Origin of the sequence: Erythrobacter sp. KY5 (assembly GCF_003264115.1) — a bacterium.
Classification (GTDB): Bacteria; Pseudomonadota; Alphaproteobacteria; order Sphingomonadales; family Sphingomonadaceae; genus Erythrobacter.
Window position 1 is genome coordinate 70682 of sequence record NZ_CP021912.1, and the last position, 24611, is coordinate 95292.

Sequence of the window (24611 nt, forward strand, 5' to 3'; positions counted from 1 at the left end):
CAGAGGAAGCTACTCATGATCGCCCTGCGCCATATGGCCCGACCCGCTCTAATTCTCGCACTCGCTGGTGCGCTTTCGGCCTGCGCGGGGGCGTATACCGGCCCCGTCGAGGTGACCCGTTTCGTGTCCGAGCAGCCCGCGATGCTGGGGCAAGGCACGATCACGCTTGAGTTTCCCGACGAGCTGCGAAACGCAGGCGCGCGCGATGCCTTTGCGTCCGCCGTGGCGAGCGAGCTGACCGCGCTCGGATATACGGTCGTGATGGACGCACAGTCCGCCCGCCAGACCGCGACGATCCGAACATCGCGCAATTCGATCGAAACGGCGGATAGGGGCGGCCCGGTCAGTGTGGGCGTCGGCGGCGGAACGGGAACTTTTGGCAGCGGGGTCGGCGTTGGCCTTGGCATCAACCTTGGCGGAGGTGAGCGTGGCCCGCGCGTCGTGACGGAGCTTGCGGTCCGCATCTCCGGACCGGACGGCGCAAGCCTTTGGGAAGGCCGCGCCGAGCAGCCGACTTCCATGAAATCCCCCTATGCCGATGTGGATGCAAGCGCACGCACACTCGCTGCAGCCTTGTTCAAGGACTTTCCCGGTGGCAATGGCGAAACTGTAACCATCGATGTCGACGAACTTCGCTAGGACTCGCTCGACCACAATCAGGGGCATTCATGACCAATATCGCAATCGATGCTGCCTTCGACAGCGGCAATATCGAAGTTTTGTCAATTGAAGGGGCAAGCGCAAAGCTGGCCATCAAAAAAGACCACATGTCGGATTTTGCCCAGTGGTTCCATTTTCGCGTCACCGGCGCGGCTGGCGAGGAAGTGACGCTCAAGATCACGGGCCTTAACACCAGCGCATATCCCGGTGGGTGGCCGAATTACGACGCCTGCGTCTCCGAGGATCGGGAGTACTGGACCCGCGCGGCCAGCACTTTCGACAAGGATGAGGAGGACGGCACGCTCACCATTCGTTACGTGCCGGCTTCGAACCTCAGCTGGTTTGCATATTTCGCGCCCTATTCGATGGAGCGCCATCACGACCTCGTGGCCGAAGCTGCCGCATGCGAAGGCGTCGATCTGGTGCGGCTTACCACCACGCTCGATGGCCAGCCGCTGGACATGCTGGAGATGGGAGAAGGTGATACGCAGGTCTGGCTTTATGCGCGCCAGCATCCCGGCGAAACGCAGGCCGAATGGTGGATGGAAGGCGCTCTTGAATGCCTGACCGATCCGACCGACCCGGTTGCGCGCGGGCTTCGCAGGCATGCGCGCATTCACGTCGTGCCCAACTGCAATCCCGATGGATCGCGTCGCGGCCATCTGCGCACGAACGCGGTTGGCACGAACCTTAACCGCGAATGGGCTGAACCCAGCGCCGACAAATCGCCCGAAGTGCTCGCGATCCGGGCGAAGATGGACGAAACCGGCGTAGACTACGCGATGGACGTCCATGGCGACGAAGCTATCCCCGCTGTCTTCCTCGCAGGCTATGAAGGCATCCCGAGCTGGACCGACGAGCTGGGCGAGAAATTCTACCGCTATCAGCGCATCCTCGACCGTCGCACTCCCGATTTCCAGACCGAACTTGGCTATCCCAAAACGCCAGAGGGCAAGGCGAACCTTGGCATCTCAACCAATCAGGTCGCAGAGCGATACGGTGCCTGCGCGATGACGCTGGAGATGCCTTACAAGGATCTTGCCGACTTTCCCGAGCCTGAGCAGGGGTGGTCACCAGAACGCTGCAAGATGCTCGCGCGCGATTGTCTGGCTGCGCTTCTGGAATGGCTGGAGACGAGCGAGGGTTAAGTGCCTCGCACGTCCTGAAGCAGAACCTCATCCAGCTCGACGTTTCCATGAAGCACCGAAACGTCACCGGTCGTCTCTAGGATCGCAGCGCGAACCTCTGACAGTTGAAGCACGTTCGCCTCGCGCAGCTTGGCGATCATGTCCTCGCGCCTGATGCTGTTCGCCTTCAGCGCTTCATTGTCGAATTCGCCGTCCCGCATGATGAGGCATGGCTGATTGCCGATCATCGTTGCCGCAGTTTCGGAGCGTCGTCGCAGAAACGAAGTCGCCGCCTGAGCGAGCACGAGGCCAAGCATTGCGGCAAGTGTCTGCAGAAAGGCCGTCCATTCGCTCACCTGCGCCGCCCCTGCGAGAAGCGAGCCGAACGCGACTGTGGTGACGAAGTCGAAATTGGTCATCTTCGACAATGTGCGAAGCCCGTTGAGCCGGATGAGAAGGTTCATCCAGCCCAGCGCGATCACTGCAAGGATCGCACCGCGGATGAGGGCATCGACAAGGGGTGGCTCTACAAAAATGGTCGGTCTCCGATAACTACACCTGTTCAACGCAGAGCCTTCCTGATGGTGCCTACCCGATCAAGATAATCAGGCATTTTTCCACCTGATGTGCTATTCTTCGTGTGGATCGAGAGGGAGAAAGATCTTGGATGTCAGCTACAAGCGCCGTCAGTTGCTCGCCGGGATGGGAGCGTTCGGGACATTGGCGATGTTGCCGTCACCGCTACATGCACAGGGGCTCGGCCTTTCTTCGATATTGGGGCGCGCGACCGACAACGCGCTCCACAAGCTGGCTCAGCCCGGTGCTTTTTACGATGACGAGGACATCCGCATCGGCCTCCCGATTGTCGGAAATCTCGGAGGGCGAGCCGGTGGCCTGATGGGCTCGCTGCTCAACGCCGGCAATCGCCTGGGCGTTCTGGGTGGCATTACCCGCTCAATCAACGATGCAGCCGGAGTTGCGGCGGGCGAGGCCAAGCCGATTTTCCGCGAGGCGATCGACAACCTTTCCTTCAGCGACGCGCCGGGTATCGTTCGCCAAAACGATGGCGGGACACAGTATCTGCGCCGATCTTCCAATGATCGCCTCCATTCGCGCCTCGAACCACTGGTGGACAGCGCACTGGCAAAGGCGGGTGTGTATGGCCAGTTCGACAAGCTCGCCGAAGATCACAGCTTCATTCGTGATGCCGGGCTCAGCCGTGAGCGGATTAATCGCTCGGTGACCGATCAGGGGCTTGATGGGATTTTCGCCTATATCGGCACTGAAGAACGCGAGTTCCGCTCCAACCCGCTTGGCGGTCTGGGCAATCTGCTCGGCAATTAGGTCAGATTTGCCGGACCAAAAGCGTGAGGGAGCAGTTCTGACAGCTTCACCCGGCGCACCTCATCGTTGCCAACGCATAGAATCTCCGGATCGGTGCCGCCCAGCTGCGCGATTTCGTTAAGCACCTGGCGACAGCGACCGCATGGTGTGATCGGAGCGCCATCACCCTTATCGAGCGGCCCGACCACAGCGACCGCCACCAGCCCTGCGCGCCGCCCATCGTTCATGGCCTTCGATACCGCGTTGGTCTCAGCACAAAGCGCAAGGCCATAGCTTGCATTCTCGACGTTGGAGCCGGTCACAACTGCGCCATCGTCGAACAGCAAGGCCGCTCCGACTTCATATTCCGAATAAGGTGCGTACGCGTTTGCCGCTGCCTCACGAGCGGCTGCGATCAGTTTTTCGTCGTTCATCTCTGCACCACCACCCACTCGATTGCGTCCTGCGAGGCTTCGCTTACCATCTGGCTGTTGGCACTCCATAGCAGCCAAGGCCGCCCGGCATAATCTGGCCGCGCCCGGTCACGCATCAGCCACAGGTCGCGCTCGGTCGAGCGAGCCGTGCCGTGGCGCGCTTCGAACTGGGGGCCGAGCTTGAGGATCACGGGCTTTCCGGCGTGCATCTCGATCTGGTTGACCAGCGTCATCAGCTCGCTTTCGACCGCCGCGTCGCTGACTGCGGGTTCGCAACCACTTGCCGTGCGGGTCAGTGCGATTGCGGGGGGAAGCAATTCCGCGTCACGCGGCACCATGCGGGTATAACGCGAGGATTGCTCGTCAGCGCGCAGGCAGGGATCGAAAGGCTGGACGATCCCAACCTTGAGCCCCGCACTGCGTGCACGCGACAGCCGCGAGGCGAAACCGGGGTCTGGCACGCCGCCCGCTTCGGCCAGCTCAAGATAAGCGAATTGCGCGCCGATGGCTTTGAGCGTCTGGAACTTCGTGCCGGACGCTCCGCTCGCGACCACGGCGCCTTGCTCGGGGTATAGCGCCAGATCGGGTCGCCAGCTGCGCATGTCCCACCACAGCCAGGCCGCGAAGCCGACACCGACCAGCACGCCCAGCGCCAACAACCGAAACATCCAGCGGCCAAGCGAACCGCCCTTTTTTGCCCCTCGCGCCACTGGTCAGCCCTTGATGTGAAGGACGCAGATCAGCGTGAACAGACGCCGGGCAGTTGCAAAATCGGTCTCAACCTTGCCTTCAAGCCGCTCGACCAGGAGTTCGGCAGCGCTGTTGTGAATGCCGCGCCGGGCCATGTCGATCGTCTCGATCTCCGCCGGGGTCGCCTTGCGGATCGCCTGGTAATAGCTATCGCAAATGGCGAAATATTCGCGGATCGGGCGGCGGAACCTTGCAAGACCGATCAGCAAGGTTTCGAGAGGGTTTTCGTCCTCGTCGGCGATGTCCATCGCCAGCCGCCCGTCGCGAACGGCGAGGCTGAGGCGATAAGGCCCTTTGATCCCGCGTTCTGCGCTGCGGACGGGTTTGAAGGTGTTTTCCTCGATCAGGTCATAGATCGCGACGCGCCGTTCCTGTTCGACATCGGCATTGCGCCACAGGATCGTCTCTTCGTCGAGAGCGATGTGGGCGATGCGATGCAAGTTCGCGGAATCGGATGGGAGAGCGGACATCCGGCCTGCTTTCGCAGATGCATGGGTCACACTTCAAGACCTCCTTTTGCGAATCCCCGCTATCCACAAGGCAATAGGTGTGTGCGAAAATAATTCGCCGCTCATGGCTCTTGCAGTTGCGGGCCACTTCGCGGATTCTAGCGCCATGGCAAATCCCGAACCGATCCGACCCGTGAACGACCAGAACGATGGCGTCGATGGCGCGCGCAAACTCCCCTCCAACCTCGAAGCGGAGGCGGCGTTTCTGGGCGCGGTCCTGATCGACAATCGGGTCCTTGAAGAATTGCAGACCCCGATCCGCCCCCATCACTTTTTCGAGCCGCTTCACGAACGGATTTTCGACCGAATCCTGAAGATGATCGAGCGCAATGCCACCGCTTCGCCGGTGACCTTGCGTCCGCATTTCGAAGCGGACGAGGCGCTGAAGGAGCTTGGCGGGCCAAAGTATCTCGCGCAGCTGACAGCGAACGGTTCGGGTCTTCTCGCCCCGCGCGAACTGGCACAGCAAATCTACGATCTGGCGCTGCTTCGAGAGCTGGTCAGTGTAGGGCGCGGGCTGGTCGAAGGCGCGCTCGACACATCGGAAGAGACAGATCCGATGGACCGGATCAGCCAAGCCGAAGCCGATCTGTTCAAGGTCGCCGAAGGGGCAGCGACCGGCAACGAAGCGTCAAGTTTCCGCGATGCCTCGCTCACCGCGATCAAGATGGTCGAGGCTGCAATGAATTCGGGCGGAGGCCTGTCGGGCAAGACCACCGGCCTTGAGACCATCGACCAGAAAACCGCAGGTCTGCACGATTCCGACCTCATCATCCTTGCCGGACGACCGGGTATGGGCAAGACCTCGCTTGCGACCAACATTGCCTTCAATTGCGCGGAGGAGCACCTCAACTGGCAGCGCGATGGCGGTGAGCACAATTACGGCGCGCCGACCGCGTTTTTTAGCTTGGAGATGAGCGCGGATCAGCTGGCGACGCGTATTCTTGCAGAACAGTCCGAGGTATCGTCCGAGGCGCTTCGGTCTGGCTCACTTACCCGCGACGATTTTCAGAAGCTGTCGTTCGCCAGCCAGCGCCTTGCCGAGCTGCCGCTTTACATCGACGATACGCCCGCGCTCACCATCGGGGGGCTGCGAACGCGTGCACGGCGATTGAAGCGGCGGCACGATATCGGGTTGATCGTCGTCGACTACCTCCAGCTGCTCCAGGGCTCGGGCCGGGCGAACGACAACCGCGTCAACGAGATTTCGGAGATCAGCCGAGGCCTGAAAACGCTCGCCAAGGAATTAAGTGTGCCGGTGATCGCACTCTCGCAGCTGAGCCGTGCGGTCGAGCAGCGCGATGACAAGAAGCCGATGCTCTCGGATCTGCGCGAATCCGGCTCAATCGAGCAGGACGCAGACATGGTCTGGTTCATCTACCGCGCCGATTACTACAAGGAAGCCGTGCGCCCCGACATGCCCAATCCCGACGGCTCATCCTCGCCTGAAGTGCAGGACAAATATGCGCAGTGGGAGGCAGAGTATCTCGAGGTCAAGAACAAGGCGACGTTGATCGTGGCGAAACAGCGCCACGGTTCGACCGGCAATGTCCCGCTTCACTTCCAGAGCGAGATCACCAAGTTCACCTCGCCCAATATGCGCGATTATTCGAGCTATGGGATCGACGGTTAGGCCGATGCTGCCGCGCGGGCGGCGCGGTAATCGGCGAGGCTAATCCAGTGGAACAGACGCCAGCGCAGCCGCTTGAGAAAGCTTGAATGCTGCTTGTACCACTGGCGATCGGCAGCGACGCTTTGCTCCTGTAACCCATCCATGAATTCTCGAAGCCGGGCGGCGAGCGCTTCATCCTCGACGCGAACCATGAGTTCAATATTGATCCGCACGGAACGGCGGTCGAGATTGGCGCTGCCAAAGTAACTCGCATCGTCGACAACAAGCAGCTTCATATGCAGTTTGCAGGGCTGAAATTCAAAAATCGCAGCACCCGCCTTGATCAGCCGCTTGTAAAACATTCGAGCGACTGCGATCGTACCGTCGAGGTCCGATTTGCCTGCCGCGATCAGCCGCACCTTCCCGCGCCTGGCAACCTTTGCGATTGCTCGCCGGAAGCTGCGGGGAGGACCGAAATAGGCGGTCACGACGTCGAGGCGGCGTGCCTTGCTTAGGTCCTTCTTGAACGCGTAGGACCAGTGTGAGCGCCGGATCAACGGCCCTCCCATTAACAGCTGCACGCCATCCTCTCCCGAGTCCCAGTCGCGGATCATTTGGCGTACACGGCGGAACTGCGAACCGTCGCTTTCGGTCCAGTCCTTGATAAGTTTGAACCATTCGGTGAATCGCTGCGCGACCGGACCTTCGATCAAGACTCCCAGGTCGCACCAGCCATTATCGGCAGGCACGGCGAAATAATGGTCGGAGACATTCGAGCCTCCGGTCATCACCCGCGTGTTATCGGCAATCGCAAACTTCTGATGATTGCGCACAAGATAGCGCACGTTCCAGTCAGCCGAGAAGATCGAAAAACGGCCGCCGGCCTCAACGATCGGCTCGAAGAATGTCGGCGCTGCATCCGTGCCGAAATCATCCACGACGAGCGACACGTCGACGCCCCGGGACGCCGCCTCGGCCAACGCATCGCGCACCTTGGTTCCGGACACATCGTCCTGAAACATGTAGTAGAACACATCGAGCGTCTCACGTGCATCCTGGATATGCTTCAGCAATGCCTCGAGGCGGTCCTTGCCGCGCGGGAAGAATTTGAAATGGTGCCGCTGGGCTGACACCTCAAACGGATCGGGATCGCAATAATCGACGCATTCTTTGTCCAGCGGGTCAGTGGGGTTCTCTCGTGCCATATCCAACCAACGCCCGAAGGTCCCGTAGGTTGCAAAATCTTGACTCTTGCGCCCGCGATGCCTAGGTGCGAGCCTCTTTCAGACAACCTGATTCTAGATAAGGGCCCGCTCAGATGGCACGCGTTACCGTTGAAGATTGTGTCGACAAGGTTCCCAACCGCTTCGACCTCGTCCTGCTCGCCGCACAGCGTGCGCGCGAAATTTCGGGCGGTAGCGAGCTTACGCTTGATCGCGACCGGGACAAGAATCCGGTCGTTGCCCTTCGCGAGATTGCCGAACAGACGATCAAGCCCAAGGAACTGCACGAATCGCTCGTCACCGGCCTGCAGAAGATCCTGCCGGACGATGAAGACGATGCCGATGAGATCGGTTCGCTGAGCCAGTCGGCTGAAGCGCTGCGTATCACTGCAAGCGCTCCCACCCGTTCGACCTCGATCGGTGCCGATTACGACGGATAAGAGCTTCGCTCATATCAGGGGCGAAGCTGTCCCGAAATGAACAGGCCGCCGCAATTGGCGGCCTTTTTCGTATCCGCAATGTAGACCAGCAGCACAAAGGGGCGATGACACGATTGCGACAGTCCCGACGCAGCCTTGCCATTGCGTTAGTCCGGGGTAACAGCATATCATGTAATTGAAACGTCACATTCGAGCTGGTCAAAGCGTTGTTCAGGCCATCTCGTGAGGGAGAGCAAAGCGCGGTCATGGCTTCGATAGCAGTCTATAGTGTCAAAGGAGGAGTTGGAAAAACGACCTTTGCGGTCAACCTCGCATGGTGTGCGGCCACTATCTCGCGTCGCGAAACTCTCCTCTGGGACCTCGACGCGTCCAACGGCTCTGGCTTTCTGTTGGGTATCGACCCCAAGAAAAAGCGCACGGCCGAAAGCGTTTTTGAGCAAGAGCGCAAGGCTGACAAGCTGATCCGCAAGACGGATTACGACAAGCTGCATCTCCTGCCTGCCGATGAAAGCATCCGGACTCTTGATCGCCAGCTGGATCGCATCGGCAAGAAAAAGCGGCTCGCCAAACTGGCAGAGGGCCTGCGCAAGGAGTATGACCGCATCATCTTCGACTGTCCGCCCGTCATGAGCGAGATCAGCGCACAGGTGATGCGCGCAGCCGACATCGTGATCGTGCCCCTGCCTCCCTCCCCGCTTTCTGCGAGGGCGCTCGACCAGGTGGTCGAGGAGGTGCGCGGGTCGGGCAAGGGACACCCGCCGATCCTTCCCGTGATGTCGATGGTCGACATGCGCAGGACACTTCACAGGGAAGCACGCGAAGCCAATCCAAAATGGCCGGTCGTGCCGCTTGCCAGCGCGATTGAGCAGTGTGCGGTCGAAAGAAAGCCTGTCGGTGCGTTTGCCCCGCGCTCTCCCGCAGCGCGCGCATTTGCGCAGCTGTGGACCGCCATTGAGCGCAAACTCGCCAAGGGCTGAGCCACCTAAGATTTGGCAATGGCGTTTCCTCGCCTATAGTGCAGCGCAGCACAGTCAGGGGTGGGTGCGCAATGAGCGATGTTGCAGAAGGAATAGGCGGCGCAATCGAAGGGGCGCTTGCTGGCAAGGCGGTCGAGCCTGCGCGCGGTCAGGCCGATTATGCTGTTGCGACCGGTCAGGATGGAGCGTGCCCGAATTGCGGCACCGTCGCGCCGGACAATTTCTGTCCGGAATGCGGGCAGAAAACCCACATTCACCGCACCCTTTCCGCCATTGCTCACGACCTTGTGCATGGCGTCCTTCACCTTGACGGGAAGCTTTGGCGCACTCTGCCGCTTCTGACCTTGAGGCCGGGCGAGTTGACCCGGCGCTATATCGAGGGAGAGCGCGCTTACTTCGTCAGTCCGATGTCGATGTTCCTGTTCAGCGTGTTTTCGATGTTTGCGATCTTCCAGATCGTCGGCATCTCGACACCGAGCACGTTCGATGATCAGGTCGGCATGGAGCAGGTGGAAACCTCGTTATCGAATGCGATCGAGAACAATGAGCGCACGCTGCGCGATATCGAAGCCGACCTTGCATCGGACACCTTGGACGAAAACGACCGGCAAGCTCTCGAGGCTCGAAAAGCGGAGGTGTTGGAGGAACTCGACGGTCTGGGCCGTGTGGCCGAACTCCCTTTCATCGACACGTCGAAGCCCGAAATCGAAGTCCAGCCCGACGGCACTCGGGTCATTCCGATGGACAGGGACGGCAATGCCCGGATGAGCATGAGCGAGACAGGGATCACTTGGCTCGACGAAGGGTTGGCAAAGAAGTGGCAGGAAAACCCAGGCCTGATGCTCTACAAGCTTCAGGCGAATGCCTACAAGTTCAGCTGGTTGCTGATCCCGCTATCGATACCTTTCGTGTGGCTGATCTTTGCGTGGAAGCGCCGTTTCGGGGCCTATGACCATGCGATCTTCATCACCTATTCGCTCAGCTTCATGTCGCTGATGTTCATCGCCCTGTCGGTCCTCGGCGCGGCAGGCGTGGCACTGCCCCCGCTCGTTCTGGCCGGAATGATCATCCCGCCGATCCATCTCTACAAGCACCTTCGTTACGCTTACGGGATTGGCCGCTTCTCGGCATTCTGGCGGCTGATGGTGCTCAGCATTTTTATCTGGGTGGTGATCGGACTTTTCCTCCAGACGCTGATCATGATCGGGGCATTTTGAGATAGATATGAAAAAGGCGCTGGCGGTTTACCCGGCAGCGCCCTTTTCAATTCATTTCTTGAAAGGTGTCAGGCGCCCTGAGGAGCCTCGTCACCTCCGGAGCTCTTGGTCGATCCGCCAAAGCGCTTGCCAGCCTTCGGGATGGCAGAACCCTGCGCAGGCTTGATCGCAGTGGGACCACGCGGCTCATCGGGACGGTCGATCTTGCCATCCTTCATCAGCGCGTCGATTTCCTCACCGGTGAGCGTCTCGTATTCGAGCAGCGCCTGCGCGAGCAGGTGGAGCTTGTCCTCCTGATCGGTCAGAATGTCGGTCGCGCGCTTGAGGCCGCCTTCCACCAGTTCCTTGATCTCGGCATCGATCAGCTTGTTGGTTTCAGCGCCTGCCATGGTGCGAGCCGACTGGCCCATGCCGAGATAGCCTTCCTGTTGCTGTTCGTATTGCAGGGGGCCAAGCTTGTCCGACATGCCCCACTTGGTGACCATGTTCTTAGCAAGATCGGTGGCATACTGGATGTCTCCGCTCGCGCCGGACGAAACCTTGTCGTGTCCGAAGATGATTTCCTCGGCAACGCGGCCACCCATGGCAACGGCGAGGTTCGCGTGCATCTTGTCGCGGTGGTAGGAATAGCTGTCACGCTCAGGCAGGCGCATGACCATGCCCAATGCGCGACCACGCGGGATGATCGTCGCCTTGTGGATTGGATCAGATGCCGGCTCATTGATCGAAACCAGCGCGTGGCCGGCCTCGTGATAGGCGGTCATCTTCTTCTCGTCCTCGGTCATGACCATCGAGCGGCGTTCGGCGCCCATCATGACCTTGTCCTTGGCGTCCTCGAACTCCTGCATCGCGACAAGCCGCTTGTTGCGACGAGCCGCCAGCAGCGCAGCCTCGTTGACGAGGTTGGCGAGGTCTGCGCCCGAGAAGCCCGGAGTGCCGCGTGCGATCGTGCGCGGGTTCACGTCGGGTGCGAGCGGCACCTTCTTCATGTGTACGCCGAGGATCTTTTCGCGCCCGTCGATATCGGGGATCGGCACCACGACCTGACGGTCGAAGCGGCCCGGACGCAGCAGCGCAGGGTCGAGCACGTCGGGGCGATTGGTCGCCGCGACGATGATGATGCCCTCGTTCGCTTCGAAACCGTCCATCTCGACAAGCAGCTGGTTCAGTGTCTGCTCGCGCTCGTCGTTCGAATTGCCAAGGCCATGGCCACGCGAACGACCGACCGCGTCGATTTCATCGATGAAAACGATGCACGGGGCGTTCTTCTTGGCCTGTTCGAACATGTCGCGCACACGGCTTGCGCCGACGCCGACGAACATTTCAACAAAGTCCGAGCCGGAAATGGTGAAGAACGGCACGCCTGCCTCACCCGCAATTGCGCGAGCGAGAAGCGTCTTACCCGTACCCGGCGAGCCGACCAGCAGAGCGCCCTTGGGAATCTGACCGCCAAGCTTGGAAAAGCGCTGGGGGTCTTTCAGGAATTCGACCACCTCTTCGAGCTCTTCGCGCGCCTCGTCGATGCCCGCCACATCTTCAAACGTCACGCGGCCCGAACGCTCGGTGAGCATCTTGGCCTTCGACTTGCCAAAGCCCATCGCGCCGCCACCGCCGCCTTTCTGCACCTGGCGAAGCGCGAAGAACGCGATGCCGAGAATCAGAATGAACGGAAGCGACTGGATCAGGATGTAGAGAAGAACGTTAGGCTCTTCACGCTGCTTGCCGGTGAACTCGACATCATTCGCCTCGAGCAACTGAGTAATCTCAGAGTCGTTCGGAACCGGCAGTGTCGAGAACGTTTCCCCGTTCTTTAGCGTGCCGGTAATGAGCTCATCACCAAGCTGGACTTCCTGCACGGCGCCTGCGGCGACCTGGTCGCGGAATTCCGAATACCGGATCGCGGTTCCCTGCGTCTGTCCAGCGCCGCTGAACATCGACACGACGAGCAGCAGCGCCATAAAAATGCCGCCCCAGATCATCAATTGCTTGACCCAGGGGTTTTGGCCCTCGGGAGGCTGCTGGTTGGGGTCGTTCTGTTCGCTCATGGCAAGAGGAGTCCTTTCTCAGACCAAATATGTAGGTCAGGTCCCATGAATGGCAAGATAATGCTGACCTTCGAAGCTACGCCATTTATCGCGGCGCGTATGCAGCCAGGAACACATCGACCGCACCAGCGATGCGAGCTGCGTTCTCTTCCTTGCTTGGAATGATGCCGAACCGGCGTTCAAGATCGCCCATTCCCTTGGACATCGAGACGAATTGCTCAGCCGCAAGCGTCGGGTCCGGGATAACCAGTTCCCCGTTGCTCGCCGCATGTGCAAGCCATGCGCTGAAGGCTACTTTCATGCGCCACGGCCCTGCCTTGAGAAAGGCTTCGCCAATTGCGGGTTCATGCTCGGTCTCGGCTGCGATGCGGCGTTCGAACTGGATCATTTCAGGGCGCGAGAGAAATTCGAACATCCCCTGGGCGATAATTGACAAGCGCTCGCGAATCGGTCCGGTGGGCATCGCCTCGATGCTGAAATAGTCGCGCATCTTTTCGCACTCGCATTCGACAGCGGCAGCAAACAGGGCGCGCTTGTCGCCGAAGTGGTTGTAGATCGTGACCTTCGACACACCTGCATCGGCAGCGACCTGCTCAATCGAGGTGGCAGCAAAGCCTTCGTCGAAGAAGCGTCGGGATGCCGCCTCGATGATCGCCCGTCGCTTGGCGATATCGGACGGTCGGCCGAGCTTCTTCTTCTCTGTGAGCTGGTTGTTCAAAGTGAGAAATTCTCTGATCTGAAAATGCGTATTGACAAACTGAACGGTCGCGTTCATTTGAACGACACCGTTCAATATCGTTCTTTCCTCTCGTTTATTCAAGTCCCCCACTCGGCCACCCTCTCCCTTCCCCCGAAAAGGCCCCGTTTGATCGATGCTCTGGATCGCGATCCGAATGCTGACTGGCGATGCTCAGAAGTTCTACGGGCTTTTGTTCGGCATCGCCTTTTCGACACTGCTCATCACGCAGCAGCTGACCATTTTCATCAACCTGATCGAACGAGGTGCCAGCGGCGTCTACAATTCGCCCGAAGCGCAGGTCTGGGTCATGGACCCGGTTAGCCGGACGACCGACGTCAATTACGCGATGCCCTCCACCGCCCTCGACGAAGTGCGATCCGTGCCCGGCGTCGAATGGGCAGTACCGCATCTCAGGTCGGTCGCTTCTGTCCGCACACGCGAAGGCGACCTTGAGCAGGTGGCAATAATCGGGGTCGATGATGCGACCTTGATCGGCCTGCCGAAAGACCTGCTGGAAGGTTCGAAAGAAGTCCTCTCGCGACCCGACTCGGTCATTATCGACGACGGCGGCGTGGTGAACATGTTCGGGGCGGGCGTAAATCCGCTTGGAGAACGGCTTGAGCTTAACGATCAACGCGCGGTCATTCGCGGCGTCGCGGACACGATCCCCGCTTTCACCAGCACCGCGGTACTCTACACAAAATACAGTCAGGCGCTGAACTACGTCCCCGGCACCCGCAATCGGCTAAGCTTCGTTCTCGCCGGCGTGAGCGAGGGCCTGACCGCGCAGGAAGTGGCTACCCGTATCGAGGAGCAGACCGGCCTCAAGGCCGTAACGCGTGACGATTTCGCGCAGGCCGGCGTCGATTTCATCATCCAGAACACGGGCATCCCGACCAATTTCGGCATCACGGTCATTCTGGGCTTCGTTGTCGGCGTCGCGATTGTGGGGCTGACCTTCAGCCTTTTCATCCGGGACAACATCAAACAGTTCGGGGCATTGAAGGCAATCGGAGTGACCAATTCCAAGATCATCCGCATGGTCGGCGCCCAAGCGGGCCTTGTCGGAGCGGTCGGCTATGCGCTCGGCGTTGTCGGCACGGCGGTGTTCATCTGGAGCTTCAGCGGCAACCCGTTCTTCAAGGGCTTCTACATCCCGTGGCAGATCCCGCTCATCAGCCTTGGTGCGGTGATCGTCATCCTCGCGATCACTGGCTGGCTTGCGCTGCGCAGCGTCCTCAACACCGAACCCGCTTCGGTCTTCCGGTGAAGCGAGGCTGACGCAAATGAACGACATCGACGGCAAGCCCATGGACACGTCTGAAATTGGCGGTTGCTCTCCCGAAGCGGCGATCTGCGCGCGTGGCATCGTGCGCGACTTTCAGGCGGGCCAATCGACGATCCGCGTGCTTCACGGGATCGACACCGACATCAGGCCGGGCGAGATGACTTATGTCGTTGGCGAGAGCGGGTCGGGAAAGACAACGCTGATCTCGATCATGTGCGGAATTTTGTGGCCGACCGAAGGCGAGGTGAAGGTTTTCGGGACCGACATTTACAAGCTGTCAGACACGGAACTGGTCAACTTTCGCCTTCAAAACATCGGTTTCATCTTCCAGCAGTACAATCTCATCCCCTCGATCGATGCCGCCGCAAACGCTGCCGTTCCGTTGATTGCCAAGGGCATGGGAATCGAAGAAGCGCGCGAGAAGGCGACCGTGCTTCTCGAAAAGCTCAATATTGGCGACCAGGCTAACAAGCTTCCGAGCCAGCTCTCCGGTGGCCAGCAGCAGCGCGTCGCCATCGCCCGCGCACTGGTGCACGAGCCGCGCCTTGTCGTGTGTGACGAGCCGACGGCTGCGCTTGATGCATCTTCGGGACGACGGGTCATGGACCTGCTGCACGAGGTCGCGGTCGCCCCTGACCGCGCCTGCATCATCGTGACTCACGACAACCGTATTTTCGACCTCGCGGACCGCATCCTCGTGCTTGAGGACGGCCGGGTAACCCATGACGGCACTGAAATGCCGGAAGATCACTGAGGACATTATGGCCCTGCTCCCCTCCAACATCAGCTTCTCACGCCAGATCCTGCCGGTGATCGCGGTCGTCGGGATCATATTCGCCGCGCTGTATATCTGGACCAGTCTGCCGGATCGCGAGCTTGCAGACCCCGCAAACGAACCGCCCAAGGCGACCGGCGAACTTGCCAACAGTCCACGCGTGGCGGGCGCTGGCATCGTCGAGCCCGCGAGCGAGGTGATCAATATCGGCTCCGCGCTATCTGGCCTCGTGACCGATCTGCGCGTCAGCCCCGGAGAGCGGGTGGAAAAGGGCCAGCCGCTTTTCATCGTCGATGACCGTGCCATCCGCGCCAACCTGCGCGAGGCTGAGGCCGCCATTCGCGAAGCGCGCGCGGCGATCGGCGAGGCGGAAACCGCGCGCCGCATCGCCAATGAGCAACTCGCGCTCTATGAAAGCCTCGATGACCCTGCGGCGGTCAGCCGAAGCGAAGTCATCCGCGTCGAAGGCGAAGCTGCTGCTGCCGGAAACCGACTTCAACTCGCCCGTGCGCGTCTCGATCAGGCTCAGGCGCGTGCGTCGACCGCCAGAACCGAGCTTGGCCGCCTTACCGTGCGCGCGCCGATCGCAGGCGAGATTCTTGCGGTGAACATCCGCCCCGGCGAATTCGTCGCCACGCAAGGCGGCGGAAATGCCGAACCCTTCATCCAGATGGGCGAGACCAACCCTCTGCATGTGCGTGTCGACATCGACGAGAACGAGGCCGCGCGCGTGAAGCTTGGCGCTCCCGCCATCGTTTCCCCGCGCGGTGCCGCCCAGATCAGGGTCAAGGCCGAGTTCGTTCGCGCCGAGCCGCAAGTGGTGCCCAAACGCTCGTTGACGAACAGCGCTGCCGAGCGTGTCGATGTTCGCGTGCTGCAACTGATCTATGCTCTCCCCCAAAGCGCCGAGTCCGAAGCGTTCCGAGTCGGCCAGCAGATCGACGCTTTTATTCCCGCAAATGACAGCCAGCCGGCAGAGGAAGGGTAAGGCCATGCGTCCGCTCTCTCCCCGCCTCCTATCGCTCGCGCTGGCCGCGCCATTGGCAGCATGCGTTGCAGGCCCTGCGCCCGAAATCGCGACACCGACGCCCGAATTACCTTCAGACTTCTTCTATTCGCCCGACGCTGCGTCACAAACGACCCTCGCATCGCTGCTTCCCAGCGAGGACCCTGCCTTCGCCGCGCTTTCGCAGGCGGCTGTCGAGAGAGCGCCCAGCCTTGGCGAGGCGCTGGCCCGCGTCGACGCTGCGCGTGCCGGAGCGCGCCGTGCGGGAGCAGAACGCCTTCCCAATGTCGGCGTCGATGGCAACGTCACCGGCAACCGGATCAATCCCGCCCAGTTCGGTGCCGACAACCCGTTTGCGCAGGCGATCGACACAGAGCAACTATCCTACGCCGCCAATCTGACAGCCAGCTGGGATGCCGACCTGTTCGGACGGCTTCGCGCACAGGAACGCGCCGCGATTGCACGGATCGATTCTGCCAGCGCTTCCGCTTCTGCCGTGCGCCTTGCCTTGCTGGCCGAAATCGCAGGCAGCGTGACCGACTGGCGCGTTCTCGAAGCGCGCCGTCAAGCGATCGAGAGCGACGTCGAAGCGGCCACCCAGCTCGCCTCTCTTGCACGCACCCGCGAGGACGCAGGGATTGCACCGGGCTTCGACCGCGTTCGCGCCGAAGCGGCGGCAAGCGCGTCAAGATCGCGGCTTGCAGCGCTCGAAAGCGAGCGCGTGCGGATCGTCGGGCGCCTCATCACGCTGACGGGATTGTCGGGATCTGATGTGAGCGCAGCGCTGGCGCTCGGCGGACCCGAATTGTCCCCACAGACCGCCCCGGCTGCCCTGCCTTCCGAACTTCTCGCGAACCGTCCCGATGTCGTTGCTGCTGCGGCCGAGCTTGCAGCGAGCGATGCGGACCTTGCCGCTGCTGCAAGAGCACGTTTCCCGCGCCTATCCCTGTCGGCGGTGATCGGCCTGCTTGCCTTTAACGCAGGCGATTTCTTCAGCGAGGATTCGGTTGTCGGCACCCTGACTGCGGGCATCGCAGCGCCGCTTCTGGATTTCGGGCGGATCGAGGCTGAGATCGACGGTGCAGCGGCAAACAAGCGTGTCGCATTCCAGGCCTATCGCGGCGCAGTTTTTCAGGCGCTGGGCGATGCTGAGGCTGCCTATGGCCTCATCGCGGCGAGCGACGAGGAAGCGGCGCTTGCGGTGCAGGAACGCGACGAATTGCAACGAGCGGCGAATCTTGCAAACGATCGGTACCGCGCAGGGCTTGCAAGTTTCCTCGAAGTTCTTGAGGCGCGCCGCGCAGCCGATGCGAGCGGTGAGCGGGCAGCAGCAGCGTTGGGCCGGGCAGAGCGCGCGCGCATTCTGCTTTGGCAGGCGCTGGGCGGCGAGCGCGCAGGTGAGCGCGCCGCCGAAAGCTAACCTATCACACGCTCGATCAGCCAGAAGCTTCCTGTTGCGCCGATCAGATAGGTTGCGACTTTCATCGTTGGCATTTCGAAGCGCGGTGCAGCCCGGATCAGCGCGGCCAAACCTACAAGCAGGAAGGCGATGACAAGCAACTGGCCTGCCTCCACTCCCAGATTGAATGCGAGCAAAGCGGTCGCGATTTCACCCTGTGGCAAGCCGATGTCCGCAAGCGCTCCTGCAAATCCGAAGCCATGCAACAGCCCGAAAGCGAAGGCCACCGCCCAAGGATAGCGCCGGGTGATCGTCATCCGGTCGGGATCTCGCAAGACCAGCGCGACCTCGACCGCGAGGAACACGATCGATAATGCGATGAGTGCCTCTACCGGGCGACTGGGCAGGCCGGTATAGCCGAACGTCGTTGCGACCAGCGTGATCGAATGCGCCACGGTGAACGCAGTTGCAGCCTTGACCACCGGCCAGGGTGCGCGGACCAACAGGACGAGCGCGATGACGAACAGCAGGTGGTCCCAGCCGAGCAGGATATGCTCGGCCCCGATCACGAAGTAATCGCGAAGAACCTGCCAGGCATCCGGCTCGGCAAGGATGATCGCCGCTGGCTCCTGCGAAGTCAGGCGGAAGGTTTGAACAGGACGATCAAGCGGCTCGACCCGTGCGATCGCATCTGCATTTCCGATAAGCTGCGTCAGACCGAAACTTTCTCCGGCAAGCGTCCCCTGACACTTGAGGTTCGCTCGGCCAAGAAGAGCAAGAGGAGCGGCGCGCCGCGCAGGCTCGCCTAGCAATTCGCAGCTCTCAGGGATCACCGGCTGAGCGACAGGCGCTGCGTTCGCTGCGCGTGTCGCTGCGACCGGAAGCCGCCATTCAAGCGCCCATTGACCCTGCTCGCGCTCGGTCAGTTCGATAACGGCCGGGCGAAGCTCATCGGCCGAAGCCGGCGCTGCGACAAGCGCCATCAGGATCAGCAGCAGGACACGGATCACCGGTCGATCTCTATCCGGTAGGCGCCTTGAAGCACTTCGAAGGCGCGCTCTTTTCGCGCGGCGGTTTCGGCGCTTCGCCAGTCATTGACGACTTGCTCGCGAACCGCCTCGAACTTTGGGTCCTGAGCGGTTCGCTGCGTAAACCGGACGAGATGCCAGCCAAAGCCGGACGGGATCGGCCCCTGCCACGCATCGTCGGTTTCCAACTCGGCGAGATTGCGCCCGAACTGTTCGCCAAAGCGAGCCTGCACTTCCGATGCGCTCATGGCGGTGACAGTTTTGGGCAGGCTCGTCGCACTGCCTTCGACAGATCCAGCGGCGAGCGCCCGTCGCGCGTCGCGCTCGGTGGCGAACAGCGCTTGCTCGAATGTCAGGCGAGGCTCGCCCGCATATTGGGCAGCATTCTCTTCGAAATAGGACCGCAGCAGGGCCTCGCTCGGATCGGCCAGTTCTGCGGCGAGGCTGGCCGACATGTCCATCTTCGACACCATGCGCTGACGCACCACTGCGTCGCCCTGATCCAGACCCAGCCGCAAGGCCTCGCGGTACAAAACCTCGTCGCGAACATACCGATCTATCGCTGCGTCAAGTTCGGCATCGGTGGGAGCGCGTCCCATCATGCGCTCAAAACCGAATGCCAGTTGCGCTTGCCTCTCCGGACCAACCGTAATTATGCGCGAGGCGGGATCGACAGGCGTGCCGCCCCATGTGAGTGCCACATAGATGATAGCACCAAGCGCCAGGAAATGGATCAGCGGCTCGCGCGCCCAACCCGGAAGCGTCATGGCGCCTCCGACGAGGCAGGCTTCAGCCAGATCGGCGAAGTGTAGGCGCGCTCCTGTGCGACCGCATCTTCCATCGCTTCTTCTGAAAGCGTGATCCCGAAGCGCAACGCATCGAACAAGGTCCAGCGCGGTGTCGGAATCTCGAGCACGCGCACGTAGTAGAAAGCTCGCTGCCCCGGGCTGTAATCAGGGTCGACCCAGGTGGTGCGAAGTTCGCCTGCGCCGATGTCGTTGGTGTAGGTTGCCCTGGCCCTGTCGACCGTATCGCCCACCGCCGGAACCCTGCCCCCGCGCCGGATGCGGCTCGCCATGTCACTCCAGACGACATCGTAGACCCGCTCCTGCGCATTGCCCGATGCATCCAGCCAGCCTTTGACCACCTGAACCCGGTCGAGGTTTGCCCCGTCAGGGTCTTTCATCGCGCTGATCAGGAAGCTTGGCGATGATCCACGATCTTCAAGCTCACCGCCCATCGGAACGCCGCGCGTATAGCCAGCGCGCACCCAGTCGCCGTCCCAATCCTGCGCAGTGAAGTCGAAGCCGCCAAAGACGCGCACCGTCATTCGCGGCCCTGTCGTCGCGTAAACCTCGCGCCGGGCAAAGGCATCGAAGATTTCAGCGCGCGTGTTTCCGCGCGCCCAGGCGGCTGCATATCCGCCCGCCAGATATTGCCAACCGTAACGACCCTCGCGCGTGCCGAGGTTCTGCGGCTCGGCAGCGCGGTTTTCGTTGGCCGGTTCGTTACCGGTGTGTTTCCCGTAGAAATTGTCTTCATCGCCGGTTGCGAACGCGGTGTGGCTGTCGGTCGCCCCGATCATGCCAAATGCGTAAGGGTTCACGCCAAGCTGCGCTTCGAGTGAAAGTCCGCGCAAAAGCGCTGACCGGACGTAGGACCCTTCATACATGTCAGGCGTCGCACGCTGCGTGAGCGGCAAGTTGCCAAGCTCCCACCCCTTCACCCCGAAACCCGCCATCTCATCATTGGGCGACAGGAAGGGGTGCGTTTCGCTGTCACCCTTGATCTGTGTTGCCTCGACGACCGGCTCCATCCGGGCGCGCATCGCAGCATATTGCGCTGTCATTGGCGAACCGTCGGTTGTCGTCGTTTCGAACATCATGCCGTTCGAAAGGTTCGAATTGTGCGGGATCGCCAGCACGCGTCCCCCGGTCTGCTCCTCATAAGCAGTCATGTAGTCCCACAATTCCTCCGCCGTGGTGTTGAGGCCGGGGAACGGAAGCGTCTGGCGGGTCCGGTCGCTGCCATCGCGAAACATCACGACGCGGTGCAGATTGTTGCCGTCTGGCATGAGCGTCCACTCAAACCCTGCCAGAGCGGTGAAGACGCCCGGCTCGTTATAGCGATCGAGCAGGCCGAGCTGGGTGTTCCAGATGTCCATCGCTCCCTCGCGCGCTCTTTCGGGATCGGCGAAGGCTTCGGGGATGTCATCGTTGGCGGCGGCAGTGATGAGTTCAGCGATGGCAAGCTGCGATTGCTCCGGGCCTTCGTGCATCATGTCGTACCAACGCAGTACGGTCTCGTCGCGGATCACCCATTTCACGTACCAGCGCGGAGCATCGTAGAGCCTGCGTGTCGCACCCAGTGCGTCGGAGTGATCGGAGATGACAAGAAAATCGAGTGGGCGCGCCAAGCGGGCCTCAGATCCCGTCGTTGCCGTGACGGTCTCGCCTCTCGCAAAGCGCAGCGCCGCCTCCGGTCCAAGACGTACCCCGAACCCGAAAGCATCGACCGAATTGTCGGTGTGAAGGTGCGTATCGCCCCAATAGGGACGATCAGGATATTCAGCGAGCTCGATAGTGTCTTCGCCCGTTCCCGTCTGGGAGGGGTCAAGTTCCGCCTCACCGCTACATCCGGCCATCGCCATGGCAACCAGACTGGTCGCACAAAGCCTTGTCACGAATCCTCGCATGGCTCTCTCCCCGCATGCGCCTACCGAACGGTAATGTGCACACTGCACCGGACGCTCGTCAAGTTTGTGAGAATGCTGTTTAGAAGGGCAGGAAACCGCTGCCGGCGGCATCGGAACCGAGATACCACGTGGCCAAACCGCCAACAGCGCCAAATGCCAGCATCCAGGCGATGAGCATTGCCAGACCGTCTCGCACCATGAGTGCAAGACAGATTATGCTGATCGCCAGCATCGGGCCGGCGCTCGCCCACGGGAGTACTTCGAGCGGGGGAACAAGGAAACAAAGCAGGATGATGATCGCAGCGGCAACCCTGATTGCAGGCCCCTGCGCAAGAACCTCGAGCCGCTCCTTGGCAACCCCGTCGAGTGTTTCGGCAGGCCCTTCGAGTTTCGTGGTTGCCTTGTCCATCTTGGAAGAAGCTACCGATCGCTGCGCAACCCATTTGGGAACCCAGATGTGCTCGCGACCTGCCAGCAGCTGCGCCGCGATCAGCGCGATACAAAGTGCAAGGAAGCTTGGCACGCCGGGAATGATCCCGACGGGGCTGATCTCCAGAAGCGCGAGCACCAGCATGACAGGCGCAAAACTGCGTGACCCGAACTTGTCGAGTACATCGGCGACCTTGACCTCTTCCTCGCTGCTGGCGAGTTCATCGAGACCGTCGATAACGTCGGCGATCGAGTTCGGGGCTTTGGTGTCTTGCGTGGCCATGGTGTCCATTCAACACACAGGCGACGCAAGAGGTTTCCAAATTTATTGCTTTTTCTGCAACAGCGCGGTGCGTTCGCAGCGACAGACAACCTCGTCGCGCTGGTTGAGCAGCTCATGCGTGAACGTCACAATACCCGCATTCGGGCGCGATTTGCTCTCGCGCAGTTCCTTGATCGAGCTGCGCGCACGAAGCGTGTCACCGATGAAGACCGGGTTGGGTGTGACCACCTTGTCAAAGCCCAAGTTGGCGACGAGCGTTCCGAGCGTCGTATCGCCAACGGACAATCCGACCAGCAACGAAAAAGTGAAGGTCGAATTGACCAGTATCTGCCCGAACCCACTCGCTTTCGCGGCCTCTACATCAAGGTGAAGCGGCTGCGGATTGTGGGTCATGGTCGAGAACAACAGGTTGTCGGTCTCGGTCACCGTTCGGCGGATGTCGTGCTCCAGTTCGTCGCCGACCTGCCACTCATCGAAGAATTTGCCTGCCATTGCGCGATTTATCCCTTGGTCCAGCGAGCGACCACATCAGCGCCGTCATCGGCGCTTGATCGCACCGCTCCCGGTGTGCGGTCGAAGCGAGGCGCAGGCGCGGGATGCCAGTCACCGTCATGCTTGATATAGGCCTTGCGTGCTTTCATGTGCGGATGTTCGCGCACGTCATCGAGCCCGACGACGGGGCCATAACATGCGTCAGTCCCCTCAAGCAGCTCGTTCCATTCAGCCTGCGTCTTCGTCTTGAAAAGCGCGGCTAGTTTTTCGGAGTATTCGCCCCAATTGGCCGGGTTCATCTGGCCCTGCGCAAGCTCTTGCGGCGCGCCTGCGCGGGCCAGCATTTCGGCATAGAATTGCGGTTCGATAGAGCCGAGCGAGATTTCCTTGCCGTCCGCGCATTCGTAGCACCGGTAGAAATGCGCTGCGCCGCTGAGCAGGCCCTTGCCGCGTTCGGTCGTGCGCACAGCGCCCTTGGCCTGCCCGAAGAAGAAACTCATCAGGCTGGTGACACCATCGACAATTGCCGCATCGACCACCTGTCCCTTGCCCGAGCGTTCGCGCTCATACAGCGCGGCCATGATCCCGAAAGCGCAATACATCGAACCGCCCCCGAAATCGCCGACGAGGTTCTGCGGCGGCACCGGCGGCTTGCCATTCTCGCCCATCGCATCGAGCGCGCCTGTGATCGCGATATAATTGATGTCGTGTCCTGCGGCGCTCGCCAGAGGTCCGTCCTGACCCCAGCCGGTCATCCGCGCATAAACCAGCCGCGGGTTTTCGGCGATAAGCTCATCGGGCCCAAGTCCCAGCCGCTCCATCACGCCAGGTCGCAGGCCTTCAATGAGGACATCGGCCTTGCTCGCCGCGTCGCGGCAAAACGCCTTGCCCTCATCGGTCTTGAGATCGACGGTCACGCGGTTGCGCGCGCGCTCGACAACAGGGTTGAGGCTCATCGCGCCGGGACGGTCGATCCGCACCACTTCTGCGCCAAGGTCGGCCAGCAGCATCGCAACATGCGGCCCCGGCCCGATCCCGGCAAACTCGATCACTTTCAGTCCGACCAGAGGTCCGGCGGCGTTGCTCATTCGAAAAGTCTCCCAATGTCTCTCGGCGGCTTCCTTGCCGCGTCACCTTGCCAAGAGCAAGACCGCGCCATAGGAGCGCCGAAGGGATCAGCGCTCGAAAGGGACACTCAGACACAGTGACACAGTCCAGCGTGAAAGTGTTGGCGGCAGCTTCGGGTGGCGGCCACTGGGAGCAATTGATGCTTCTGCGCGATTGCCTGGAAGCATACGATCTGCGCTTTGCGACAACCGATCCCGCGGTCGCAAAACAGCATGGCATCGAAACCGTCGACACACTGCCCGATTGCAACCAGAACAAGCCGCTTCAGTCGCTTTTGTGTGCCTTTAGGGCGCTCTTGATCGTTCTCAAACACCGCCCGCAAGTTGTCCTGTCGACGGGGGCTGCGCCGGGGTATTTCTGCCTTCTTGCCGGACGCCTATTGGGCGCTCGCACACTCTGGATCGACAGCGTTGCCAATGCTGAACAATTGTCCATGTGCGGGAAGCTGTCGCGGCGCACAGCGCATGAATGTATCACGCAGTGGGAGCACCTCGCTGACGGCAGCGCAGTCAAGTATCGCGGAGCGGTACTGTGATCCTGGTCACGGTCGGAATGCAGCTGGGCTTCGATCGACTGATCAAGGCGATGGACGCGCTCACGCCGAGCCTTGGCATGCCCGTCATCGCGCAAACCGGGCGCAGTTCCTATCAGCCCGCCAATATGGAAGCGCGCGAGAAAATCGCCCCCTCCGAATTCGAACGGCTGGTGGACGAGAGCCGCGTCATCGTCAGCCATGCCGGGATCGGCACCGTGCTTACCGCGCAGCGGCTTTCAACTCCGATAGTTCTGTTCCCCAGACGATTTGATTTCGCAGAGCATCGCAACGATCATCAGGTCGCAACCGTCCGCAATCTTGAGGGTCGACCGGGTGTCCTGATCGCTCTGGAGGAAAAGCACCTCGCCAGTCGCATTGCCCAGGGCCTGGAAATGGCGAATACCGGCACGGCGCTTTCTCCGACCAAGGCCAGGCTTCAGTCGGCAATCGTAAGCTTCATAGAAACCGGTAATATCTAACGCCCGCTTGCGGCGTTC

Annotated in this window: 26 protein-coding genes; 13 read left to right on the top strand and 13 right to left on the bottom strand. The window is 61.1% G+C overall.

The window, feature by feature from the left end; translation table 11 throughout:
• The first annotated feature begins 15 nt into the window (after window positions 1-15).
• Window positions 16-639 carry a hypothetical protein gene (locus tag CD351_RS00345; RefSeq protein WP_111990789.1) on the top strand — a complete coding sequence of 208 codons (624 nt, stop codon included), beginning with the start codon at window positions 16-18 and terminating at the stop codon, window positions 637-639.
• A 29-nt stretch (window positions 640-668) separates the two neighbouring features.
• Window positions 669-1808: a M14-type cytosolic carboxypeptidase gene (locus CD351_RS00350; RefSeq protein ID WP_111990790.1), complete on the top strand. Its 1140-nt coding sequence runs from the start codon at window positions 669-671 to the stop codon at window positions 1806-1808.
• On the opposite strand, the gene CD351_RS00355 is transcribed toward CD351_RS00350, so the two are convergent.
• Complete coding sequence (locus CD351_RS00355) at window positions 1805-2251, bottom strand: DUF421 domain-containing protein (RefSeq protein ID WP_199797892.1); 447 nt, start codon at window positions 2249-2251, stop codon at window positions 1805-1807. The two genes, CD351_RS00350 and CD351_RS00355, sit on opposite strands and share 4 nt — an antisense overlap.
• A gap of 199 nt (window positions 2252-2450) precedes the next feature.
• Here CD351_RS00355 and CD351_RS00360 point away from each other — a divergent pair, with 199 nt between their 5' ends.
• Window positions 2451-3131 (top strand): DUF4197 domain-containing protein, encoded by a 681-nt coding sequence (locus CD351_RS00360; RefSeq protein ID WP_162627547.1) that lies wholly within the window; start codon window positions 2451-2453, stop codon window positions 3129-3131.
• Here CD351_RS00360 and CD351_RS00365 read toward each other — a convergent pair.
• Genes CD351_RS00365 through CD351_RS00375 form a run of 3 tightly spaced genes read right to left on the bottom strand, consistent with a single transcriptional unit; the run spans window position 3128 to window position 4764 of the window.
• Window positions 3128-3544, bottom strand: coding sequence for a cytidine deaminase (locus tag CD351_RS00365; RefSeq protein WP_111990792.1), 417 nt, complete (start codon window positions 3542-3544; stop codon window positions 3128-3130). The two genes, CD351_RS00360 and CD351_RS00365, sit on opposite strands and share 4 nt — an antisense overlap.
• A complete protein-coding gene (locus CD351_RS00370; protein ID WP_111990793.1) occupies window positions 3541-4254 on the bottom strand; it encodes a glycoside hydrolase family 25 protein in 714 nt (237 codons plus the stop codon). Before CD351_RS00370 ends, CD351_RS00365 begins: the two co-directional genes overlap by 4 nt.
• 3 nt (window positions 4255-4257) lie before the next feature.
• Window positions 4258-4764: a UPF0262 family protein gene (locus CD351_RS00375; RefSeq protein WP_111990794.1), complete on the bottom strand. Its 507-nt coding sequence runs from the start codon at window positions 4762-4764 to the stop codon at window positions 4258-4260.
• A 145-nt stretch (window positions 4765-4909) separates the two neighbouring features.
• On the opposite strand from CD351_RS00375, the gene CD351_RS00380 reads away from it, so the two are divergent.
• Window positions 4910-6436 carry a replicative DNA helicase gene (locus tag CD351_RS00380; protein ID WP_174214212.1) on the top strand — a complete coding sequence of 509 codons (1527 nt, stop codon included), beginning with the start codon at window positions 4910-4912 and terminating at the stop codon, window positions 6434-6436.
• Here CD351_RS00380 and CD351_RS00385 read toward each other — a convergent pair.
• Window positions 6433-7620 (bottom strand): phosphatidylserine/phosphatidylglycerophosphate/cardiolipin synthase family protein, encoded by a 1188-nt coding sequence (locus tag CD351_RS00385; RefSeq protein ID WP_111990795.1) that lies wholly within the window; start codon window positions 7618-7620, stop codon window positions 6433-6435. The genes CD351_RS00380 and CD351_RS00385 overlap by 4 nt on opposite strands.
• A gap of 113 nt (window positions 7621-7733) precedes the next feature.
• On the opposite strand from CD351_RS00385, the gene rpoZ reads away from it, so the two are divergent.
• From rpoZ to CD351_RS00400, 3 genes are all read left to right on the top strand, one after another.
• Window positions 7734-8078 carry a DNA-directed RNA polymerase subunit omega gene (gene rpoZ, locus CD351_RS00390; RefSeq protein ID WP_007165392.1) on the top strand — a complete coding sequence of 115 codons (345 nt, stop codon included), beginning with the start codon at window positions 7734-7736 and terminating at the stop codon, window positions 8076-8078.
• Between the two features lie 245 nt (window positions 8079-8323).
• Window positions 8324-9055, top strand: a complete 732-nt coding sequence (locus tag CD351_RS00395; protein ID WP_111990796.1) for a ParA family protein — start codon at window positions 8324-8326, stop codon at window positions 9053-9055.
• 71 nt (window positions 9056-9126) lie between these two features.
• Window positions 9127-10272, top strand: coding sequence for a DUF3667 domain-containing protein (locus CD351_RS00400; RefSeq protein ID WP_111990797.1), 1146 nt, complete (start codon window positions 9127-9129; stop codon window positions 10270-10272).
• 68 nt (window positions 10273-10340) lie between these two features.
• On the opposite strand, the gene ftsH is transcribed toward CD351_RS00400, so the two are convergent.
• Both ftsH and CD351_RS00410 read right to left on the bottom strand, forming a co-directional pair.
• The gene (ftsH, locus tag CD351_RS00405; RefSeq protein WP_111990798.1) at window positions 10341-12317 is read right to left on the bottom strand and encodes an ATP-dependent zinc metalloprotease FtsH; all 1977 of its coding nucleotides are present in this window, start codon (window positions 12315-12317) and stop codon (window positions 10341-10343) included.
• Between the two features lie 85 nt (window positions 12318-12402).
• Window positions 12403-13092 carry a TetR/AcrR family transcriptional regulator gene (locus CD351_RS00410; RefSeq protein WP_111990799.1) on the bottom strand — a complete coding sequence of 230 codons (690 nt, stop codon included), beginning with the start codon at window positions 13090-13092 and terminating at the stop codon, window positions 12403-12405.
• A 97-nt stretch (window positions 13093-13189) separates the two neighbouring features.
• Here CD351_RS00410 and CD351_RS00415 point away from each other — a divergent pair, with 97 nt between their 5' ends.
• The 4 genes from CD351_RS00415 to CD351_RS00430 are packed head-to-tail and all read left to right on the top strand — an operon-like array spanning window position 13190 to window position 17545.
• Entirely contained in the window at window positions 13190-14326 is a 1137-nt protein-coding gene (locus CD351_RS00415; protein WP_111990800.1) for an ABC transporter permease, read from the top strand.
• Between the two features lie 16 nt (window positions 14327-14342).
• Window positions 14343-15098 (top strand): ABC transporter ATP-binding protein, encoded by a 756-nt coding sequence (locus CD351_RS00420; RefSeq protein WP_234027165.1) that lies wholly within the window; start codon window positions 14343-14345, stop codon window positions 15096-15098.
• A complete protein-coding gene (locus CD351_RS00425; RefSeq protein ID WP_234027166.1) occupies window positions 15067-16107 on the top strand; it encodes an efflux RND transporter periplasmic adaptor subunit in 1041 nt (346 codons plus the stop codon). The genes CD351_RS00420 and CD351_RS00425 overlap by 32 nt, the downstream gene beginning before the upstream one ends.
• Before the next feature lie 4 nt (window positions 16108-16111).
• Window positions 16112-17545, top strand: a complete 1434-nt coding sequence (locus tag CD351_RS00430) for an efflux transporter outer membrane subunit (protein WP_111990802.1) — start codon at window positions 16112-16114, stop codon at window positions 17543-17545.
• On the opposite strand, the gene CD351_RS00435 is transcribed toward CD351_RS00430, so the two are convergent.
• The 6 genes from CD351_RS00435 to CD351_RS00460 form a co-directional block, all read right to left on the bottom strand.
• Window positions 17542-18534, bottom strand: coding sequence for a HupE/UreJ family protein (locus CD351_RS00435; protein WP_111990803.1), 993 nt, complete (start codon window positions 18532-18534; stop codon window positions 17542-17544). The two genes, CD351_RS00430 and CD351_RS00435, sit on opposite strands and share 4 nt — an antisense overlap.
• Window positions 18531-19319 (bottom strand): peptidyl-prolyl cis-trans isomerase, encoded by a 789-nt coding sequence (locus CD351_RS00440; protein WP_111990804.1) that lies wholly within the window; start codon window positions 19317-19319, stop codon window positions 18531-18533. Before CD351_RS00440 ends, CD351_RS00435 begins: the two co-directional genes overlap by 4 nt.
• Window positions 19316-21247 (bottom strand): DUF3604 domain-containing protein, encoded by a 1932-nt coding sequence (locus CD351_RS00445; RefSeq protein WP_234027167.1) that lies wholly within the window; start codon window positions 21245-21247, stop codon window positions 19316-19318. Before CD351_RS00445 ends, CD351_RS00440 begins: the two co-directional genes overlap by 4 nt.
• A gap of 79 nt (window positions 21248-21326) precedes the next feature.
• Window positions 21327-21959, bottom strand: coding sequence for an exopolysaccharide biosynthesis protein (locus tag CD351_RS00450; protein ID WP_111993503.1), 633 nt, complete (start codon window positions 21957-21959; stop codon window positions 21327-21329).
• A 42-nt stretch (window positions 21960-22001) separates the two neighbouring features.
• Entirely contained in the window at window positions 22002-22451 is a 450-nt protein-coding gene (locus CD351_RS00455) for a MaoC family dehydratase (protein ID WP_111990806.1), read from the bottom strand.
• Between the two features lie 8 nt (window positions 22452-22459).
• Window positions 22460-23539, bottom strand: a complete 1080-nt coding sequence (locus CD351_RS00460) for a CaiB/BaiF CoA-transferase family protein (protein ID WP_111990807.1) — start codon at window positions 23537-23539, stop codon at window positions 22460-22462.
• A gap of 116 nt (window positions 23540-23655) precedes the next feature.
• Between CD351_RS00460 and CD351_RS00465 the strand changes: the two genes are divergently transcribed.
• Entirely contained in the window at window positions 23656-24114 is a 459-nt protein-coding gene (locus CD351_RS00465; RefSeq protein WP_111990808.1) for a glucuronosyltransferase, read from the top strand.
• Entirely contained in the window at window positions 24111-24593 is a 483-nt protein-coding gene (locus CD351_RS00470; RefSeq protein ID WP_111990809.1) for a glycosyltransferase, read from the top strand. Before CD351_RS00465 ends, CD351_RS00470 begins: the two co-directional genes overlap by 4 nt.
• Window positions 24594-24611: the final 18 nt, after the last annotated feature.

What these genes read in the sequence shown, in the direction of transcription:
- CD351_RS00440 (WP_111990804.1), bottom strand. Translation starts at nt 19,319, where the DNA reads ATGACGCTTCCGGGTTGGGCGCGCGAGCCGCTGATCCATTTCCTGGCG.
- rpoZ (WP_007165392.1), top strand. Translation starts at nt 7,734, where the DNA reads ATGGCACGCGTTACCGTTGAAGATTGTGTCGACAAGGTTCCCAACCGC.
- CD351_RS00430 (WP_111990802.1), top strand. Translation starts at nt 16,112, where the DNA reads ATGCGTCCGCTCTCTCCCCGCCTCCTATCGCTCGCGCTGGCCGCGCCA.
- CD351_RS00425 (WP_234027166.1), top strand. Translation starts at nt 15,067, where the DNA reads ATGACGGCACTGAAATGCCGGAAGATCACTGAGGACATTATGGCCCTG.
- CD351_RS00460 (WP_111990807.1), bottom strand. Translation starts at nt 23,539, where the DNA reads ATGAGCAACGCCGCCGGACCTCTGGTCGGACTGAAAGTGATCGAGTTT.
- CD351_RS00365 (WP_111990792.1), bottom strand. Translation starts at nt 3,544, where the DNA reads ATGAACGACGAAAAACTGATCGCAGCCGCTCGTGAGGCAGCGGCAAAC.
- CD351_RS00450 (WP_111993503.1), bottom strand. Translation starts at nt 21,959, where the DNA reads ATGGCCACGCAAGACACCAAAGCCCCGAACTCGATCGCCGACGTTATC.
- CD351_RS00355 (WP_199797892.1), bottom strand. Translation starts at nt 2,251, where the DNA reads ATGAACCTTCTCATCCGGCTCAACGGGCTTCGCACATTGTCGAAGATG.
- CD351_RS00445 (WP_234027167.1), bottom strand. Translation starts at nt 21,247, where the DNA reads ATGCGAGGATTCGTGACAAGGCTTTGTGCGACCAGTCTGGTTGCCATG.
- CD351_RS00395 (WP_111990796.1), top strand. Translation starts at nt 8,324, where the DNA reads ATGGCTTCGATAGCAGTCTATAGTGTCAAAGGAGGAGTTGGAAAAACG.
- CD351_RS00420 (WP_234027165.1), top strand. Translation starts at nt 14,343, where the DNA reads ATGAACGACATCGACGGCAAGCCCATGGACACGTCTGAAATTGGCGGT.
- CD351_RS00375 (WP_111990794.1), bottom strand. Translation starts at nt 4,764, where the DNA reads ATGTCCGCTCTCCCATCCGATTCCGCGAACTTGCATCGCATCGCCCAC.
- CD351_RS00345 (WP_111990789.1), top strand. Translation starts at nt 16, where the DNA reads ATGATCGCCCTGCGCCATATGGCCCGACCCGCTCTAATTCTCGCACTC.
- CD351_RS00380 (WP_174214212.1), top strand. Translation starts at nt 4,910, where the DNA reads ATGGCAAATCCCGAACCGATCCGACCCGTGAACGACCAGAACGATGGC.
- CD351_RS00410 (WP_111990799.1), bottom strand. Translation starts at nt 13,092, where the DNA reads ATGAACGCGACCGTTCAGTTTGTCAATACGCATTTTCAGATCAGAGAA.
- CD351_RS00415 (WP_111990800.1), top strand. Translation starts at nt 13,190, where the DNA reads ATGCTCTGGATCGCGATCCGAATGCTGACTGGCGATGCTCAGAAGTTC.
- CD351_RS00385 (WP_111990795.1), bottom strand. Translation starts at nt 7,620, where the DNA reads ATGGCACGAGAGAACCCCACTGACCCGCTGGACAAAGAATGCGTCGAT.
- CD351_RS00455 (WP_111990806.1), bottom strand. Translation starts at nt 22,451, where the DNA reads ATGGCAGGCAAATTCTTCGATGAGTGGCAGGTCGGCGACGAACTGGAG.
- CD351_RS00400 (WP_111990797.1), top strand. Translation starts at nt 9,127, where the DNA reads ATGAGCGATGTTGCAGAAGGAATAGGCGGCGCAATCGAAGGGGCGCTT.
- ftsH (WP_111990798.1), bottom strand. Translation starts at nt 12,317, where the DNA reads ATGAGCGAACAGAACGACCCCAACCAGCAGCCTCCCGAGGGCCAAAAC.
- CD351_RS00350 (WP_111990790.1), top strand. Translation starts at nt 669, where the DNA reads ATGACCAATATCGCAATCGATGCTGCCTTCGACAGCGGCAATATCGAA.